Source organism: Aeribacillus sp. FSL M8-0254 (assembly GCF_038008845.1).
GTDB lineage: Bacteria > Bacillota > Bacilli > Bacillales > Aeribacillaceae > Aeribacillus > Aeribacillus composti.
The window spans coordinates 1845535-1862063 of sequence record NZ_JBBOZY010000001.1 but is presented as its reverse complement, the minus strand read 5'-3'; the positions used below and the strand labels follow the sequence as shown (position 1 = coordinate 1862063).

At 41.6% G+C, this 16529-nt stretch carries 13 protein-coding genes and 5 pseudogenes; 8 read left to right on the top strand and 10 right to left on the bottom strand.

The annotated features are described in order from the left end of the window. Positions 1-8 precede the first annotated feature (8 nt). Complete coding sequence (gene asnB, locus NSQ44_RS08935) at positions 9-1856, bottom strand: asparagine synthase (glutamine-hydrolyzing) (RefSeq protein WP_340856642.1); 1848 nt, start codon at positions 1854-1856, stop codon at positions 9-11. Between the two features lie 305 nt (positions 1857-2161). Here asnB and NSQ44_RS08930 point away from each other — a divergent pair, with 305 nt between their 5' ends. Then, entirely contained in the window at positions 2162-2710 is a 549-nt protein-coding gene (locus NSQ44_RS08930; RefSeq protein WP_081188621.1) for a DUF2777 domain-containing protein, read from the top strand. A gap of 32 nt (positions 2711-2742) precedes the next feature. On the opposite strand, the pseudogene NSQ44_RS19025 reads toward NSQ44_RS08930, so the two are convergent. Next, positions 2743-3930: pseudogene (locus NSQ44_RS19025) on the bottom strand (putative bifunctional diguanylate cyclase/phosphodiesterase); the annotation flags it as partial. Positions 3931-4047: 117 nt separating this feature from the next. Next, positions 4048-5708, bottom strand: a pseudogene (locus tag NSQ44_RS19020) (PAS domain S-box protein); the annotation flags it as partial. Here NSQ44_RS19020 and NSQ44_RS08920 point away from each other — a divergent pair. Further along, positions 5675-5881 carry a YheC/YheD family protein gene (locus NSQ44_RS08920; protein ID WP_339195746.1) on the top strand — a complete coding sequence of 69 codons (207 nt, stop codon included), beginning with the start codon at positions 5675-5677 and terminating at the stop codon, positions 5879-5881. The pseudogene NSQ44_RS19020 and the gene NSQ44_RS08920 overlap by 34 nt on opposite strands. Here NSQ44_RS08920 and NSQ44_RS08915 read toward each other — a convergent pair. After that, complete coding sequence (locus NSQ44_RS08915; RefSeq protein ID WP_328268072.1) at positions 5838-6242, bottom strand: hypothetical protein; 405 nt, start codon at positions 6240-6242, stop codon at positions 5838-5840. The genes NSQ44_RS08920 and NSQ44_RS08915 overlap by 44 nt on opposite strands. A 103-nt stretch (positions 6243-6345) precedes the next feature. Between NSQ44_RS08915 and NSQ44_RS08910 the strand changes: the two genes are divergently transcribed. The 4 genes from NSQ44_RS08910 (at position 6346) to ltrA (ending at position 10960) form a co-directional block, all read left to right on the top strand. Then, positions 6346-6534 (top strand): hypothetical protein, encoded by a 189-nt coding sequence (locus NSQ44_RS08910; protein WP_012749319.1) that lies wholly within the window; start codon positions 6346-6348, stop codon positions 6532-6534. Positions 6535-6633: 99 nt separating this feature from the next. Next, positions 6634-7536, top strand: coding sequence for a PucR family transcriptional regulator (locus NSQ44_RS08905; protein WP_094245757.1), 903 nt, complete (start codon positions 6634-6636; stop codon positions 7534-7536). Between the two features lie 168 nt (positions 7537-7704). After that, complete coding sequence (locus tag NSQ44_RS08900) at positions 7705-8817, top strand: ABC transporter ATP-binding protein (protein WP_340856615.1); 1113 nt, start codon at positions 7705-7707, stop codon at positions 8815-8817. Positions 8818-9502: 685 nt separating this feature from the next. Further along, positions 9503-10960 (top strand): group II intron reverse transcriptase/maturase, encoded by a 1458-nt coding sequence (ltrA, locus tag NSQ44_RS08895; RefSeq protein ID WP_232515578.1) that lies wholly within the window; start codon positions 9503-9505, stop codon positions 10958-10960. An 83-nt stretch (positions 10961-11043) separates the two neighbouring features. Here the strand turns inward: ltrA and NSQ44_RS08890 are convergent, their stop codons facing one another. From NSQ44_RS08890 to NSQ44_RS08865, 6 genes and pseudogenes are all read right to left on the bottom strand, one after another. Further along, positions 11044-11283: a hypothetical protein gene (locus NSQ44_RS08890; protein WP_340856613.1), complete on the bottom strand. Its 240-nt coding sequence runs from the start codon at positions 11281-11283 to the stop codon at positions 11044-11046. A gap of 295 nt (positions 11284-11578) precedes the next feature. Next, a complete protein-coding gene (locus NSQ44_RS08885) occupies positions 11579-12952 on the bottom strand; it encodes an IS1380-like element ISGsp2 family transposase (protein WP_044899598.1) in 1374 nt (457 codons plus the stop codon). 94 nt (positions 12953-13046) lie between these two features. After that, positions 13047-13232, bottom strand: a pseudogene (locus tag NSQ44_RS08880) (thiazole synthase); the annotation flags it as partial. Position 13233: 1 nt separating this feature from the next. Next, the gene (thiS, locus tag NSQ44_RS08875) at positions 13234-13437 is read right to left on the bottom strand and encodes a sulfur carrier protein ThiS (protein ID WP_062753947.1); all 204 of its coding nucleotides are present in this window, start codon (positions 13435-13437) and stop codon (positions 13234-13236) included. After that, positions 13437-14567: a glycine oxidase ThiO gene (thiO, locus tag NSQ44_RS08870; protein ID WP_309218821.1), complete on the bottom strand. Its 1131-nt coding sequence runs from the start codon at positions 14565-14567 to the stop codon at positions 13437-13439. The genes thiS and thiO overlap by 1 nt, the downstream gene beginning before the upstream one ends. A gap of 42 nt (positions 14568-14609) precedes the next feature. Next, positions 14610-15017, bottom strand: a pseudogene (locus tag NSQ44_RS08865) (DUF561 domain-containing protein); the annotation flags it as partial. 167 nt (positions 15018-15184) lie between these two features. Here NSQ44_RS08865 and NSQ44_RS08860 point away from each other — a divergent pair. Together NSQ44_RS08860 and panE are read left to right on the top strand one after the other, a co-directional pair. Beyond that, on the top strand, positions 15185-15355 hold the full coding sequence (locus NSQ44_RS08860) for a YbdD/YjiX family protein (RefSeq protein WP_094245753.1): 171 nt from the start codon (positions 15185-15187) through the stop codon (positions 15353-15355). Between the two features lie 153 nt (positions 15356-15508). After that, positions 15509-16437: pseudogene (panE, locus tag NSQ44_RS08855) on the top strand (2-dehydropantoate 2-reductase). The last annotated feature ends 92 nt before the right edge of the window (positions 16438-16529 follow it).

Genomic DNA, 16529 nt, shown 5'->3' with positions numbered 1-16529 from the left:
GGCAGCTCTTATTCTTTTATGGTAATGCCGTATTTTTGGAACCAAACATGCACTTGGCCAAGATACGCCAATAGTTGTGGTCCTGTCATTAACTGTCCAAACCAAGGCGCTTGGAATGATTTTCCTTCTGTTTCCACTAACTCTTCTAATTTTTTCGCATCAAAAAATTCATAAAGAATCGATGAGCGGTCGTGCAATAATTCTTTTACCCAATTTTTTACTAGCTTCGTATAAAGCGGATGGTGGGTTTTCGGATACGGGCTTTTTTTGCGATATAACACTTCCTCTGGTAAAATTCCTTCCAATGCCTTGCGCAAAATGCCTTTTTCGCGGTTGCCGTACATTTTCATCTCCCAAGGAATATTCCAAACATATTCTACTAACCGATGATCGGCAAACGGCACGCGAACTTCCAAACTCGCGCCCATACTCATGCGGTCTTTTCGATCCAAAAGCGTTGTCATAAACCAAATCATGTTCAAATAAAACAATTCGCGCCGCTTCGCATCTTCCGCACTTTCCCCTTCCAGTCTTGGAACCTCGGCTATCGTTTCATGAAAACGCGTTTGTACATATTCATCCAGCTGCAATTTCTTTCTCCAATCTTCTTTTAATAAATCCATCCGTGCCTCTGTCGAACGCATCCAAGGGAATCCGTTCCGCGCTAAATCGTCAGGACGGTGAAACCATGGGTAGCCGCCAAAAATTTCGTCCGCACATTCCCCGGATAAACTAACGACAAAATCTTTTCTTATTTCTTTGCAAAACCATAGCAACGAAGAGTCCACATCCGCCATGCCTGGGACATCACGGACGATCACCGCTTCCTGTAAATGATGAAACAAATCTTCCTGACTAATGACACAATGATGATGGACGGTTTGGAATGTTTTTGACATTAGTTCAATCCAAGGCGCATCGGCATTTGGCTGAAAATCATTTGCTTTGAAATATTGGTCGTTCCCTTCGTAATCAATAGAATACGTATGAAGCTGTCCTTTTCCTTCTTTCGCAAACACCGTTGCGGCAATGGCGGTAATGGAACTCGAATCAATCCCGCCGGATAAAAAAGTGCAGACAGGAACATCGGAAACAAGCTGGCGCGTAACAGCATCAATAAGAAGAAAACGCAATTTTTCCACCGTCTCATCCAGCGAGTCTCTATGCACATCGCTTTGCACATTCCAGTAGCGCCATACTCTTATCCCTTCGCGGGAAAACTTTAACGCGTGCGCCGGGCGCAATTCTTTCATTCCGCGAAACACGCCATGCCCTGGTGTCCGTGACGGACCTAATCCAAACACTTCTGCTAGTCCTTCATAGTCCACTTCTGCTTTTACTTCCGGATGTGCCAAAATTGCTTTCATTTCTGAGCCAAATAAAAGACTATCATGGACATGCCGATAAAAAAGCGGCTTCACGCCAAGTCGGTCCCGCGCTAAAAATAGCTGTTCGCGCTGTTCATCCCAAATCGCAAAAGCAAAAATTCCGTTAAAATAATCAACACAGTGCTCTTTCCACTCTATATAAGCGTTTAATAATACTTCCGTATCCGAATGCCCTTGGAATGTATACCCCTTTTTTAATAGTTCTTTACGAATGTCTTCTGTATTATATAATTCTCCGTTATAACAAACGGTATAACGATACCCATTTTTCATTCTTGTCATCGGCTGTTTGCCGCCTGCTGGGTCGACCACGATAAGCCGCTTATGTCCAAATGCGGCATGTTCGCTAAACCAAGCATTTGTATCGTCAGGTCCACGTTTCGCTAATGTTTCTGTCATTTTAGAGATAATCTCTTTTTCCATTCGCAAGTCGCGCTGAAAATCAACCCAACCGGTGATACCACACATACGAACCAATCCTTTCTTGATAGATAACAAAAAAGCTATTTTTAACATAACACGTCTCGAACGCCATACCTTTTCTTTTCCTTAGCTAAGCCAAGCTATCTCGCGCTTGAGGGATTTTATCATAGTTCTTCCCGCCTTCGCTTTCTTTTTAACCTTCGCTTTCTTTTTAATTTGGTATTCTCCGTATTGGCATGATTCCATTTTATGCAGCACCTCTCATTTCGATGAATTGTCCGATTGTAAGAACGATGTGAATAAATGGAAGACAATTTGGCAAAACAGGAAATAAAGGAGGAGGAGGAAAAGTGAACATCGAACATCGTCTTCAATGCATAAATGAACAAAAACGAGCTTATATACAAGGAACGATTGAATTCGTAAACGACGAGTGGATCTTTTTTGATGAAGAAGATGAGGAAGCATCATTACTTGAGGAAATGACAGAAGGAAATATAGAGATTTTCCGCCATGGTCATTGGATGTGCGGCCAATTACAAAAAGACGGGATGGTCGATATAGGGATCGAAGTTTTCCCTCTTCAAAGCGGCGAACACGTCCGTTTTCGAAAGCGGCTTCCATACGCTTATCAACAATGGCTCGAATCGCTTTCGGATAAAACGTTTTTTCATTTTGTACAGTGGCTAAATGAACTCGGCTTTTCTTTATACGATTGTTTATACTGCTATAATGGATTGTTATTTAAGAAATATTCTGGTGTTAATTTTATTATTTATGATAATACTGAATTCATTAGCAACGTCCAACATTACTATGAGCGTGGAGATACATATAAAGACCGCTTTGAAATCACATTTAATACCGGAAAACGGTTTATTTGCGCGCACATCGGATAATGGGGAAAGAGTTGTTTTCTTTCCCCAATTCTCTATTTGTGGCTTACCGTCATATATGTTGACAATTCTTCTGCGGTTACCGGACGATACAATGCATATCCTTGTGCGTGATGGCAATGCAGCATTTTTAACAATTCCAGCTGCTCGACCGTTTCCACCCCTTCGGCTACTGTTTTTAGCCCTAATCCGTGCCCCATCGTAATAATTGCCTTTACGATCGCGATATCCGAAGAATTTGTATGCATTTTCTCAACAAATGAACGATCAATTTTTAATATGTTTACTGGTAAATTTTTTAAATAACTAAAAGAAGCGTATCCACTTCCAAAATCATCAATAGCAATACCGACACCGAGCTGCTGTAATTCTTTCATTACTTGAATACTGTAATGAAGATTACGAAGCATAGAGTTCTCCGTTAATTCTAAATGTAAGCAATTTGGGGAGAGCTGCGATTGCTCTAGCGCCTGTTTTACATCATCAATAAAGCCTTCATGCTGAAATTGTCTCGCCGACACATTCACAGAAACGAAGAGTTGTTGATTCCATAATTGCTGCCATTTTTTTGTTTGTTTGCAAGCCGTTACTAATACCCATCTTCCAATTTCATGAATGAGCCCCGTCTCTTCTGCTAGTGAAATAAATTCATTCGGTCTAACAAGTCCTAGCTTGGGATGGCGCCAACGAATTAACGCTTCGTTTCCGACAATAACACCTTTATGTATATCAATAATCGGCTGATAGCATAGAAAAAATTCTTGATTTTCCAGTGCTTTTCGCAAATATCTCTCCATCTCTAAACGGTATAACGTTTCTTCATTCATTTTTGCAGAATAAAATTGTATTCGATTTCCCCCACTCTGTTTTGCTCTATTTAGGGCGATATCAGCATTTTTGAGCAATGAATGTTTATCCACACCATCGTTTGGATAGAAGCTGATTCCAATACTTATAGTGATAAAAAATTCTTTGTTTTCATATACAATCGGCTTCATCACTTCTTTTGAAATGTGCGCTGCTGTTTTAAACACTCCTTCTGAATCGGTGCGCTCTGTTAAAAGTAAACAAAACTTATCCCCATGAAACCTTCCTAAATACGCTCCAGCTGGCAAAACATGCTGAATGCGCTGAACGACTTGTTTTAAAATTTCATCTCCCGCATAATGCCCTATACTATCGTTAACTAGCTTAAAACGGTCTAAATCGATGAATACGACTGCTATATAAGTTGCAATAAAGATTTTCCGATTGTTCGATTCTGTTTTCCTTCATAACAAGTCATTTTGATAGAATGCAGCGGGCGTTCTACTGGATGTAAAACAAAGTTTCAACTTATATAGCTTCCTATTTTTTTGCTTCGCCTTTTCTAACTGTTCATCGATGATTTCCATAAACTTTGTCCGGTTTGGAAGATGGGTATCCGGGTCATAATACGCTAAATATGAAATTTTTTCTTCCGCTTTTTTTGTTCGGTAATATCTCTTCCAATCCCGTAAATGCCTACTTTTTTCCCATCAACGATAATTGGAACGTTTTTAATTTGGAATAATAATGTTTCCCCTGATTTTGTAGGAATCTCCAAATTATAATATTGAATTTTTCCACGCAAAGCTCGATAAAAATGTCTGCTAACACGAGGTACATCATTCGGATGCATGTATTTTAAAGCGTTCGTATGTAAAATTTCCTCTTTTGTGTAACCTAGAATTTTCTCGAAAGCGGGATTCACGTTCGTAAAATTCCCATGTAAATCAGTAGAATATACAATATCTGTATTATGTTCAAAAAGTGATTGTGATATTTGTACATGAACGCGAAGCCTCTCCATTTCTCGAGAGGAGGTGGACATTAAATTCGCTAGCGTCATCACCCCTTGAAACATCTCAGGAATAGATAAAGAAACGGAAGCACTGCTATTCTCTCCGTTCTGATTTCCCTCCGATAACGCAAGCATGCTAAAAGTGGCTGAACGTATATCTCTATCCTTGATCACCAGTTCTACAAATATAAATGGCGTAAAAGTAGGAGCAACTTGCTCCAGCGTTGTCGTTATTTGCTCTAGCACTGGATATGCATAGCCTTGTACGGCGATGCTACGATAGAAAAAAATCGCTTCCGTGTATTTTTTCGTCAATTTGTTTAATTCATCGGATATAGTCCAAACCAATGACGTTAAATGAACGTAGCTAAACTTAACCTTCTCCCCTTGATGGACGTAACCGTTTAGTTCAATAGAACCATCCTCATTTACTTTAACGATGGATAAACATTCTTTATGGCCATTTTTCTCAATAATGAACGGAAATTCCGCTCCGGAAAAAGGCAATCGATCGATAAATTCCTTTCCTAAATAACGTTGCAGCAATTTTATTGCTTTTTTTCCATCAAGCTCGTATAAATTATTTCCGCTGCATTTCGTTATTCGAAAAGCAGTGCCAACTGGTTCCCATAAAAACGGATGTGATGATTGAACACGAAAAGAAGAACCGTTAAAACTAATTGCCAGCATACCGCCAGTGACAAATCCTTCATGCGAAAACAAACGCTCTCCTTCATTAATTCGCCCGGCAATCACAACCGTTTTTTCATTTGCTAGTGGTATATGGCGAATAAGGGAATGAAGATTGCTATTCTGGTCAGTAAATAAAAGAAGAAGATTTGTTTCTTCCGTTATAAGCGTATCCGAAATATATGTTACAAGCTCAAGTTCATTTGCAAATTCTTCGTATGATAATAAAACAGAGTGAACGCTAACTTTTTCGAACACAGTAAAACATATAAAAAATTTGTCATCGAAACCAAAATGTTCGCCGTATGTGACGCCAAATAGCTGCGCTTGTGGAAGATAACGCTGAAGCAACCCAATCATTTTCCGAAGTTCAAGCTGATCGACTTTATTGGCTGCAACTTGTACAAAAATATGTTCATATTGGGCAAGGTGGTGCTGTGCGATAAAGTCATACAATTCTTCTGTATTATGACAATGTAGACGGTACATGTCGTTTTATTGGCGAGTTTTCCGCGGATATTGGCCTTAGCAAAGATGGACAATTGTACATGTACGAACTGAACGCCAAACCGATGATTTTCGACGAACCGGACATTCAACATCATGGTGCCAAACAGCTTATCTCCCTATTTGATGAATTAGCTGGTTTTTTATCATCGTAAAAAATAGCTGGCTATATTGAATGGCCTGCTGTAATGAGTGATCTGCCGCTTTTTGTGCAGCTCCCGATAACATCTCACTTGCTTTTCGACACAACATTCCTTTTTTTAATTCATTGGAACAAAGCGCATACAACAGTTCGGAAACCGAAGCTGTTACGATCTTTTCACTGTCGCTTTCTTCATATGCCCCGGCAAGTAAATAGTGAATATATTGCCATAGCTTATATTGACGTGTTATATCCTCTAAATACAGAATAAATTGTTGTTTCCACGTTTCATCGCTCACTATTTCTGCCATCTGTTCTGCTAGTTGCGTTGATGTTCTTGTTATGTACAGCAGTTGTTTCACCGTGCGTATCATTGTGTTCCCTCCTTGCTTGTCCTGCTTTTTGACATATATATGATGAATACGAATAATCTATGCTTTTATAATACAAACTACAAAAAACAAGGAGGGACGCATTATGACGGAACGAAACAAACGGAATTATCAAGATTCCCAATATGAAGGACGCGATGAACACTATATGGATATCGACCGTATGATCAATGAGGGATTGGCAGGGGGCTATGTCCATGGCCACGGTGATGCCGTAAACATCGAGGAAGCGCGCGACTTAGCAAAAGAAGAACCTCCTCATGAAACAACGTAGCCATTCAAAAACCGATTTTCCTTTTTATTGGGAAAATCGGTTTTTCTTTTTGTATAATAAGTGAAAGGAATCATTCAGATGTAGAAAGGAAACATCGCCATGCTCAAACAGCTAAAATCCTACTATAAGGATGCAATCGTCATTAATGAACAAGTAGCCGACACTGATGCATATGAATGGTTTTATACAAAAGATGGAGATAAAATTGGAATTTGCAAACAACGTCTATCGAAACAGGAAAAACAGCTATTATCGATTTTTCTCACGCCGATTCCCGATGTCAGCCGTACGATTAGCGATGAAGAAATGGCGTGGCATCGTTGGGTCACGCATGGAGATTCAACGTTGCTGCAGCATTTTTCCTCCCACTCCCCGTATTATCGCTTTATTCATTTTTTCATAAAAGGTTCTGTTGTCAACAAAGATAATTTTTTCGATGTCATCAGCGGGTTGTTTTCCGAACATATTATTATCGTTTGGGAACACGACTACCGAGGTGTCATTATTGAAAAAAAACAAAAACCAACCCTAGATCCTTTGCCGTTTGCTGAAATTATTGATACATTATCTACCGATTTTTATATCACCATTCATCTATTTATCGGGCACATCCATCCATATGGTGACCATCTTTATGAATTATTTTGCCACGAAAAACAATGTTTCCAGCTAGCACAAACGTATATGCCAACACAAACGGTATATCAGATGGAAGATGTGATTCCGCTATTGCTTATCCATGGTTCCTCGGAACTTGAAATGATCAAGAAGTCGCTTCCTTTTCTCGAAACATTGGATGACGAGTCACTTCATATCATCAAAACGTTTTTTCAATGCAATCTAAACGTTTCCTTAGCGGCAAAAAAGTTATATATGCACCGCAACAGTTTACAATATCGCATTGATAAATTTATTGAAAAAACAGGAATCGATATTAAACATTTTAAAGGAGCTGTCGCTGTGTATTTAGCAATATTATTACAGCAATATGCGGACAATTGAACTACAGTAAAGCCAGGATCACCATACGAGGCAAGCGCATAGTCCGTCTATTCGTCATCTTGCCTGAAATCTCCCTCTTTTTTTGTGCATGTTGTCCATTTACGAATTCTGCTATTTTCGGTACGCTTAAAGCAGTTGAAAACGTTTTCTAATAGGGGGAGTGAGAATATGGCAGAGCTTCGTTTAGAGCACATTTATAAAATTTACGATAACAACGTAATCGCTGTAAAAGATTTTAACCTACATATTAAAGATAAGGAATTTATCGTCTTTGTCGGTCCATCCGGCTGCGGCAAATCGACAACATTGCGAATGATTGCCGGTCTTGAGGAAATTTCAAAAGGCGACTTATATATTGACGGCAAGCGCATGAATGATGTCGCGCCAAAAGACCGCGATATTGCGATGGTATTCCAAAACTACGCGCTTTATCCGCATATGAGCGTTTACGATAACATGGCGTTTGGCTTAAAATTACGGAAATTCCCAAAAGCAGAAATCGAACGCCGCGTCCGCGAAGCAGCGCGCATTCTTGGCCTTGAGCAATACTTAGATCGCAAGCCAAAAGCGCTTTCTGGCGGCCAACGACAACGGGTGGCATTAGGACGCGCCATCGTCCGCGACGCAAAAGTATTTCTAATGGACGAACCGCTTTCGAACTTGGATGCAAAACTTCGTGTGCAAATGCGTTCCGAAATCGCTAAATTACATCAGCGTTTAGAAACAACAACGATTTACGTCACACATGATCAAACGGAAGCGATGACAATGGCAACACGGCTTGTTGTCATGAAAGATGGTGTCATCCAGCAAGTCGGCACACCGAGGGAAGTATATGAAAAACCAGAAAATATTTTCGTCGGTGGCTTTATCGGCTCTCCAGCGATGAACTTCTTAAAAGGAACATTGCAAGATGGCAAGTTTGTCATTGGTAATATTACTATTAGCGTTCCAGAAGGAAAAATGAAAATGCTTCATGACCAGGGCTATATTGGTAAAGAAGTCATTTTAGGCATTCGCCCAGAAGACATCCATGATGAACCACTCTTCCTTGAAGCATCGCCAAATACGAAAATTACCGCCCGCGTTGAGGTAGCCGAGCTGCTTGGTGCAGAATCGATGATTTATTCCAATATTAATGGACAAGAATTTGTCGCACGCATCGATGCCCGCACAGAAATCAAGCCAGGCCACCAATTAGACCTTGCCTTAGATATGAACAAAGCACACTTTTTCGATATCGAAACGGAAAAACGAATCCGTTCTGCGGATGAAAAATAACGATATCGTTCCCCAAAATATTGCACAGGCTCTAGCGATGATGCTAGAGCCTATTCTGTGCGACGGGCAGTCGTACTTTGTGTAGGGATTCTACACTGAATGAGTCGTTAAAGGCTGGAGCACGATACCTATGGTAAACACGGCTCTGAATAACCTGGAAGACTCATTTTTTCTCGAAGGTGAAAGTCCTTCCACTGGAGTGCTGATACAACCAGTGAAGACTAATCTAGGGCATCATCGTGAGGTGGTGTCTGAAGGAGATGCGGAAAGTCGAGAGACCCGTAGTCGGTTAGGCAGACCCAAATGCATAAGCGTGAAGCACAGCGGCAGGGTAAGTTGACGACCATGCGGAAATAATGGGAAGTCCTCTACTGAGAGTAGTGGTCTCTGTTCGATAAATCAGCTGAATAGAGATGGCTTATCAAGTGATGGTGCTGGGTATGCTTATAAGGAAGGTACGATGACCCCGTGAGGTCTCCATTCTACCTTAGGGACATCCATCTATAAGGGCAATCCGAAATGATGAATGTGAATGGAGAAGTCAGACGTTCCCATAGTACGGAAGTAGTATTTGGACCAAACCAAGTATGAACGGAAGGGGAACGACCTTGTGGCTCTACATCTGTAAAGGTGTGTAATGCGAACAGGAAACGATACTGCGGTAAAAACGAACTGAATGTACACAATGAAAGGTGTGGAATATGCAATGAACCGTGCGTTAACTTTAAAATGGCATAGTATTTATGGACAAATTCTCTTTGACAGGAAATTAAAAGCAGCCTGGGATAAGGTAGAAGCGAACGGTGGGTCTGGCGGTATCGATGGTGAAACGATAGACAGCTATCGATATAACTTAGATGAGAATCTAAACTCACTTTTACAAAAGTTAAGAAGAAAAGAATATAAACCTTCCCCAGTAAGAAGACATTACATTCCAAAGAAGAACGGCAAACTTAGACCTTTAGGAATCCCTAACATTGAAGACCGAATTGTCCAACAAGCTCTAGTAGATGTGCTACAACCGAAATTCGAAAATGGCTTTTTCCATAAATGGTCATGTGGTTATAGACCAAATCTAGGCGCGAAGCGCGTCCTACAAATAATCATGGCTAATATCGAACAAGGATATAACTACATTTATGATGCAGATATCAAAGGCTTCTTCGACAATATTCCGCATAAGAACTTAATGAGAGTGTTAAACAAATACATTGCGGATGGAACGGTATTAGACATGATTTGGAAATGGTTAAAAGCTGGATACATGGAGGAAGGAAAATACCATGCAACAGCTTCAGGAACACCCCAAGGGGGTGTCATTTCTCCACTACTTGCCAATATCTATCTAAATGAGCTTGATTGGATGTGGGCTGAGCACAATTTTCGATTTGTCAGATACGCAGACGATTTCCTGGTGTTTGCTAAAACAGAGGAAGACATCAAGAAAGCTGCAGAAGTCACGAAAGAGAAACTAGCGGAACTCGGTCTTGAACTCTCATCGGAGAAAACGAAATTTGTAGATTTCAATAATGACGATTTTGACTTCATAGGGTTTACATTTGAACATTGGCGAAAACGCAAAAAGGATGGTAAACCATACTATATCGCTAAACCAAAAGATGCAACTTGGAAAGATTTTCGTCAGAAAATAAAAGCAAAGACAAGGAAAACACTCACACTCAGCAAAGAGAAATGGCTTGGGCAGGTTAATCCAATCATTCGAGGCAAGGTAAACTATTTTCTGACGATCTATGAAGCAATTAAGGCAAATGCACAATTTGGATTTAAAAGTTCTTGCTTCTTTCAAGCATTTGGAAAAGAGTTATTAGCGATAGATGGTTACATACGAAAAAGGTTAAGAGTTGCCATGATACACAGTCATCCAAATCAAAGAAAAGGACATCTTATGAAAACAAAATGGAATAATGAATTCTTTGCGAGGATAGGTTTAATACCAGCATATTGGTATTACTATCATAAAATTTATGGATTTACTTTAGAAAATTACATTCAACGTATGAAAGAAAAACAACGAAAAGAACTCGAAAGACGTAAACAAAGAGCGAAAGAAGAGGGTCAAGAGTTTTACACTCCTGACCGTGTCCGTAAAATGCAATATGCGCAAAGGTTAGCGACGTATTAATTGTAACACATTGGTAAGCCGTATGCCTTAATAGGGCACGTACGGTTTGATGAGGGGGTAGCCTTGAAAGAGGTTACCCTACTCTATTTAATAAACCGCACTTCTTCGTGACAGCAATGCAGACAATAAAAAAGAGGCACACATTCGTGCCGAATCAATGTCTTCGGATACCCATCGACCAATTTCATCATATCAATATCCATATACGGGCTGTAATCATCAAAATAATCCGTAATTTTTCCTTGATCCACCATTTGCTTCTGACAGCGCGAACAATGCACTGCCACATTACGTAATCCGTTGCATAGCGGGCAAATGTTCATGATGTTTCCTCCTACTAAAACAATACCTTATTTTACATATTCCCTAATATCCTCAACCATAAAACGTCAAAAATTACCACAAAAAAATCCTGAATCCGTGATGAATTGAAATCGACTTTGATTTTGTTGTAATTTTGATGGATTGATAATCCATAAAACCCCTTTTATGCTTATGACCTATGTCATCTCTATTTCCGAAAATGGAACAAATCTCTTTTTTAGGTATACGAACCAAAAAAATAGACAAAAAAGCACAGGGAGTGACGTTGGACATCAGTGCCCGAACATTCGTTCGTTATCTTGCCTCTCTCCATTTCTGATAGACGTTCAGTAGGGGCTCGCTATAGCCACTCCTTCGCGTCAGTTTCATCCAGATCTGTCGTGATCGACGGACGAGTCGCCCTGCCATCGTGATCACCGTCTGAATAATCGTCTTGATGCGGCGGCGTTTCACTTTGTGGTGCAACGGATGTCTCGGATCGCTTAATAGATCTTGTCCAATCAGACGAAGAAGATTGTAAACGAAGGCTCCCATGACCAACACGAGCGCATTCGTTTTCATCTTCCCAGATGGAAGCCGCTCTAAATCTAAGTCGCTCTTCAGTTCGCTATGAAACTGTTCGCATGTCGCATGGTCATGATACAACGCGAGCACATCGCTCATTCGAACATGCTCGTATCCTTTGAGCCGCACCCAATAGCTTTCCACTTCATAATCAGGAACGAGCATCAGCTGTCCATTGCGTTCCATCGTCCGTTCCGTCACTTGGGTGACTTGAACGTACGTATACGTGTTTCCATCGATCGCTGCCTTCTGTGGAAGGCATAGCTCATAGGTTTGTACTCCTTCGCTTTGTCCATCATCGACACGTTTGCCCTTTTGCGAAGCGATCTGGAACCAAAGCGCTTTCGATTCTCGGCGTAAGTTTCGCTTGATGACAAAGTCCACGTCTTCCTTTAGGCATACGTGCACATTCGCTTCTGCATCGTTTCCTGCATCCATGCGAACAAGCAGACGAGATGAAGTCAGTTGACGAGCTCGACGGATAGCGGTGACTAAAAACGAGGGCATGTTGTCTTGCACATGTTGTTTCCCTGGACGCAACTCGGCATGAACGAGATACCCTTCCTTCCCTGCATACGCAAACAACGGTGTAAAACCGTCAAATCCTTTATACGTTCGACTGACTCCTTCTTTTTTCGTATCGGAGTTGTCAAATGGGGAACCATCTATATCAAGGGGAAGCCATGTCGTCTTTCCTTTGGTCCAACAAGGGGACAAAGTGGCATGTCGTTGAATCAACAGACGTATGGACTCCTCCCAAAGAATCGTTTCGGTCATCGGAAGACAAGCGAGCTGATCGAGTCGTTGTCGCAAGGTTGGAGAGGAAGGCACGTGCTGAATCCCCATCGATGCCGAAAAGATATCGTCCTGACGATACGCTTCGATATGATCGAAATCCGTTTTTCCTGTGGCAAGCAAGCCAATCATCGAGCGAATGACATCGCTATGGGAAATGTGCACTTCTCGACGAACCGTTGGAAGCCGAAGTGCGTTTACCCGTTTATCCAGTTTCGTTCGATGGAGTAAGTAGCCAACGAGAGCAAGCCCAGCACTTGGGGTAATCGCTTCATCTGTCAATACAAACCGAATCGGGAAATCTTTCATCACATCACCTACTTGATGAAGAATCGTCAACGTCGTTTTCCCTTATCGTATCAACGGTTTGCGACCATTGTAAAGATGTTTTGTCACGGATTCAGGTAAGATCTAAATTTTCCAAAAAATTAGGCTGGTTTGGTTCAAAAATGTTCATGCGTCGAACAGCAAACGTTAAAATTTCCGCACCTGACACTTCCACTGCTTGCTTTTGTACTTCCAAGTCTGGATATTTTCCTGTTCCTAGCAACAATCTTGATTGAAATTCATATGGCCCGATTTTTAACATATCAACCGCCTCCTACAAAATGAACGATTTCTACTTTATCGCCGTTGCATAACACCGCTGTTTCATATTGCTGTTTTGGGATAATCGTTAAATTTACTTCGACAATCGCAATTTTATTGTTTAACTGAAAATGGGCAAGCAAATCGCTAACCGTTTTCACTTCATCTGGAACATGAATCGATTCGCCGTTAATAATGAGTTCCATCACTTTCCCACCTTTGCTTGATGTCTTGTAAGTGAAAATGGAGCAAGGTCGACCTCGCTTCCTTTTCCTTCAATGAGATCGGCTAACAATACGCCGGTAATCGGACTTAACAAAATTCCGTTTCGGTAATGACCTGTCGCGATCCATACATTCGGATAGCACGGATGCTCCCCTATGTATGGCAAGCCATCGCTCGTTTGCGGGCGGATGCCGCTCCACGCTTTTTCCCATTCCGCATTTTTCATTTCTGGAAGAAGATGATGCGCACGTTCAAGCAAATTCATGATTCCATGAATCGATACTTTTCGGTCAAATGTGTGCGGTGTCGAAGTTGCCCCTATCAACAGGCGATTTCCTCGTTTTGGAACGATATAACAACCGTTTTTCGCAAATACGGTCGCTTGAATTAACGGTTTTTCTGTTTTTACAAGAAGACATTCCCCTTTGACTGGATACATCGGCAGCGATATGCCCGTTTTGGCAAGAACACGCGAAGACCATGCTCCTGCCGCAATAACCACAACATCGGCTGCGATCGTTCCATGATTGGTGTGAATCATGTATGAATAATCTGCTCGTTGTAAATCGATGACTTCCGTATACTCATGCCACTTTGCTCCATAGACAATCGAGGCATTCGCAAAAGCGATAGCGAAATCAGAAGCGCTCACTTGTCCGTCTGATGGGATGTACATCGCGCCCGCTAAATCACGGGAAACATTCGGCTCTATTTCCGCTGCCTCATCCACCGACAGCCATCGTACTGGATAATCGGTATGCTGCCAAAATTCGTAATGACGGCGAAGGGCGGCTGCTTCTTCCTCCGTTACTGCCACTTTCAACATGCCTTTCTGTACAAGCCCAATGTCGATTCCGGTGAGTTCCTTTAATTCCTCCGCAAGCTTAGGAGTCATGCCCCTGCTTTTGATCGCGAGAGGAATAAGCGGACTTTCTTCGAAAAATTCAGATTGCGCCCCAAGCATTCCTGCCGCCGCGCTTGACGATTGGCTCGCAATCCGCCCTTTTTCGAGCACACCGACGCGAAAATGACGTTTCGCCAACTGAAAAGCAATAGAAGCGCCAATAATTCCGCCGCCAACGATCACAACGTCATAATGATAACGTTCCATTTAAATCCCCTCTTCTCTTTTTCCTAACGATTTCCTCCACATTCATACCATTTTCTTCACAATTTTTGCGAGTTTCTTTGCTTCGCTAACAGGATCGTCGGCAAAAAATACCGCTGACATGACGGCAATCCCTTGCGCACCAGCTTTCAGTACTTGTTCTGCATTATTGGAATGGATGCCGCCAATCGCGATAACAGGTATATTCACGTGATTGACGACACTTCGCAATGATTCTATTCCGCGCGGCGGTACCCCTACTTTGCTTCCAGTAGCAAAAACGTGGCCGTATATACAATAATCAGCACCGCTTTCTTCCGCTTCCATCGCTTCCGCGATCGAATGAACCGAACAACCGATAGACAACGAAGGAAAATGATGTTTTACTTTCCGCACAGACAAACTATGGTGCGCAAGCTGGACTCCTTTTACTCCAAAAACCACCGCCACATCAGATAAGCTGCGCTCCATATTGCTTTGCAATATGTCTAGCGACGATTCCCGTTAAGAATCGTATGAAGCCACTTATGCATAATGGTGGAGCATTATTTACATTATTTTATCGATCATTTTGGATATATCGGCATTATTGTAGTCGTTCATAATGATTTGCCGCATTTGTGCTTCATTGGTTGCAGGTGCTGGTTGGTGTTCCAAACTACGAGAAATATGTAGAACATATGAAAACACATCATCCAGGAGAGCCGATAAAATCAAGAAAAGAGTTTTTCTGCGAAGTGCAGGAAGCGCGCTATAACGGCAAAGGCGGAAAAGTATCACGCTGTTGCTGACATAAAAAGGGGAAACTATTCCCCTTTTTTCCTTTTTCGTATTTATTTCAAGTTAAATGAGGACGAGCTTTTTCGTTTGTGTTTTCCTGTTCATTCACTGTTTTGTCATAAGAAAAATAACTTTCTTTTTGTTTTATAAGGGGGAATAAATATATGCGTATACTTGTAGTCGGTGCAGGCGCGGTTGGCGGTTATTTCGGCGGAAGATTGCTCGAAAAAGGAGTGGACGTGACATTTCTTGTTCGCAAGCGAAGAAAAAAGCAGCTGCAAGAGAAGGGACTAGTGATTCATAGCGTTCACGGCGATGCGGTGCTGTCTCCGAAGCTGCTTGTAACGGGTGAGCAAGCCGAGCCGTTTGATGTCGTCATTTTTTCCAACAAAGCATACCATTTGCCGGAAGCGATTCGCGATGTGAAACCGTATGTTGGAGAAAAAACGATAATTTTACCGCTGTTAAACGGCATGGCGCATATGGAAATACTTTGGAATGAGTTTGGAAAGGAAAACGTGTTAGGAGGGCTTTGTTTTATTGAAACAACGCTGAATGAGCATGGAGAAATCGCGCAAACAAGCGCTTCCCATGATGTTCGATTTGGGGAATGGTCCGGGGAGCGGACGGAGCGCGTTCTTGCGTTGGAACAATTATTTTCCGGCTGCAACGCCCGTTTTCGTTTAAGCGAGCATATTGCGACAGATATGTGGAATAAATATTTATTTATCGCGACAATGTCAGGGGTGACGACGCTGTTTCGAGCGCCGATTGGACCAATTCGTTCTGGAAAGTACGGACAAGAAATTATTTTCGGATTGCTAAAAGAGATTGCGGCCGTGATGCGGGCTCATGGAGCACCAATTGCCGCGATGATATCGAAGAAAAACAACTGGCGCAATTAAACCGAATAGAAGCGACGATGAAATCATCGATGCAGCGGGATATGGAAAAAGGACAACTCATTGAAGCGGATCATTTGCAAGGATATTTGCTTTCATTGGCGGAACAATACGAAATCGAAACGCCACTGTTAAAATTGGCGTACCATAATTTAAAAATTTACGAGGCGAATCGCTCCAAAACAGAGTAAGAATAGAAAAAGCGCAGCTTTCTATGTATACAAAAGAAGGCTGCCTTCTTTTTTGCAAAAAAGATTGTATATTGGCATCATGTAGTGTACAG

What these genes read in the sequence shown, in the direction of transcription:
- NSQ44_RS08905 (WP_094245757.1), top strand. Translation starts at nt 6,634, where the DNA reads ATGCTCAAACAGCTAAAATCCTACTATAAGGATGCAATCGTCATTAAT.
- NSQ44_RS08915 (WP_328268072.1), bottom strand. Translation starts at nt 6,242, where the DNA reads ATGATACGCACGGTGAAACAACTGCTGTACATAACAAGAACATCAACG.
- NSQ44_RS08900 (WP_340856615.1), top strand. Translation starts at nt 7,705, where the DNA reads ATGGCAGAGCTTCGTTTAGAGCACATTTATAAAATTTACGATAACAAC.
- asnB (WP_340856642.1), bottom strand. Translation starts at nt 1,856, where the DNA reads ATGTGTGGTATCACCGGTTGGGTTGATTTTCAGCGCGACTTGCGAATG.
- NSQ44_RS08910 (WP_012749319.1), top strand. Translation starts at nt 6,346, where the DNA reads ATGACGGAACGAAACAAACGGAATTATCAAGATTCCCAATATGAAGGA.
- thiS (WP_062753947.1), bottom strand. Translation starts at nt 13,437, where the DNA reads ATGGAACTCATTATTAACGGCGAATCGATTCATGTTCCAGATGAAGTG.
- thiO (WP_309218821.1), bottom strand. Translation starts at nt 14,567, where the DNA reads ATGGAACGTTATCATTATGACGTTGTGATCGTTGGCGGCGGAATTATT.
- ltrA (WP_232515578.1), top strand. Translation starts at nt 9,503, where the DNA reads ATGAAAGGTGTGGAATATGCAATGAACCGTGCGTTAACTTTAAAATGG.
- NSQ44_RS08885 (WP_044899598.1), bottom strand. Translation starts at nt 12,952, where the DNA reads ATGAAAGATTTCCCGATTCGGTTTGTATTGACAGATGAAGCGATTACC.
- NSQ44_RS08890 (WP_340856613.1), bottom strand. Translation starts at nt 11,283, where the DNA reads ATGAACATTTGCCCGCTATGCAACGGATTACGTAATGTGGCAGTGCAT.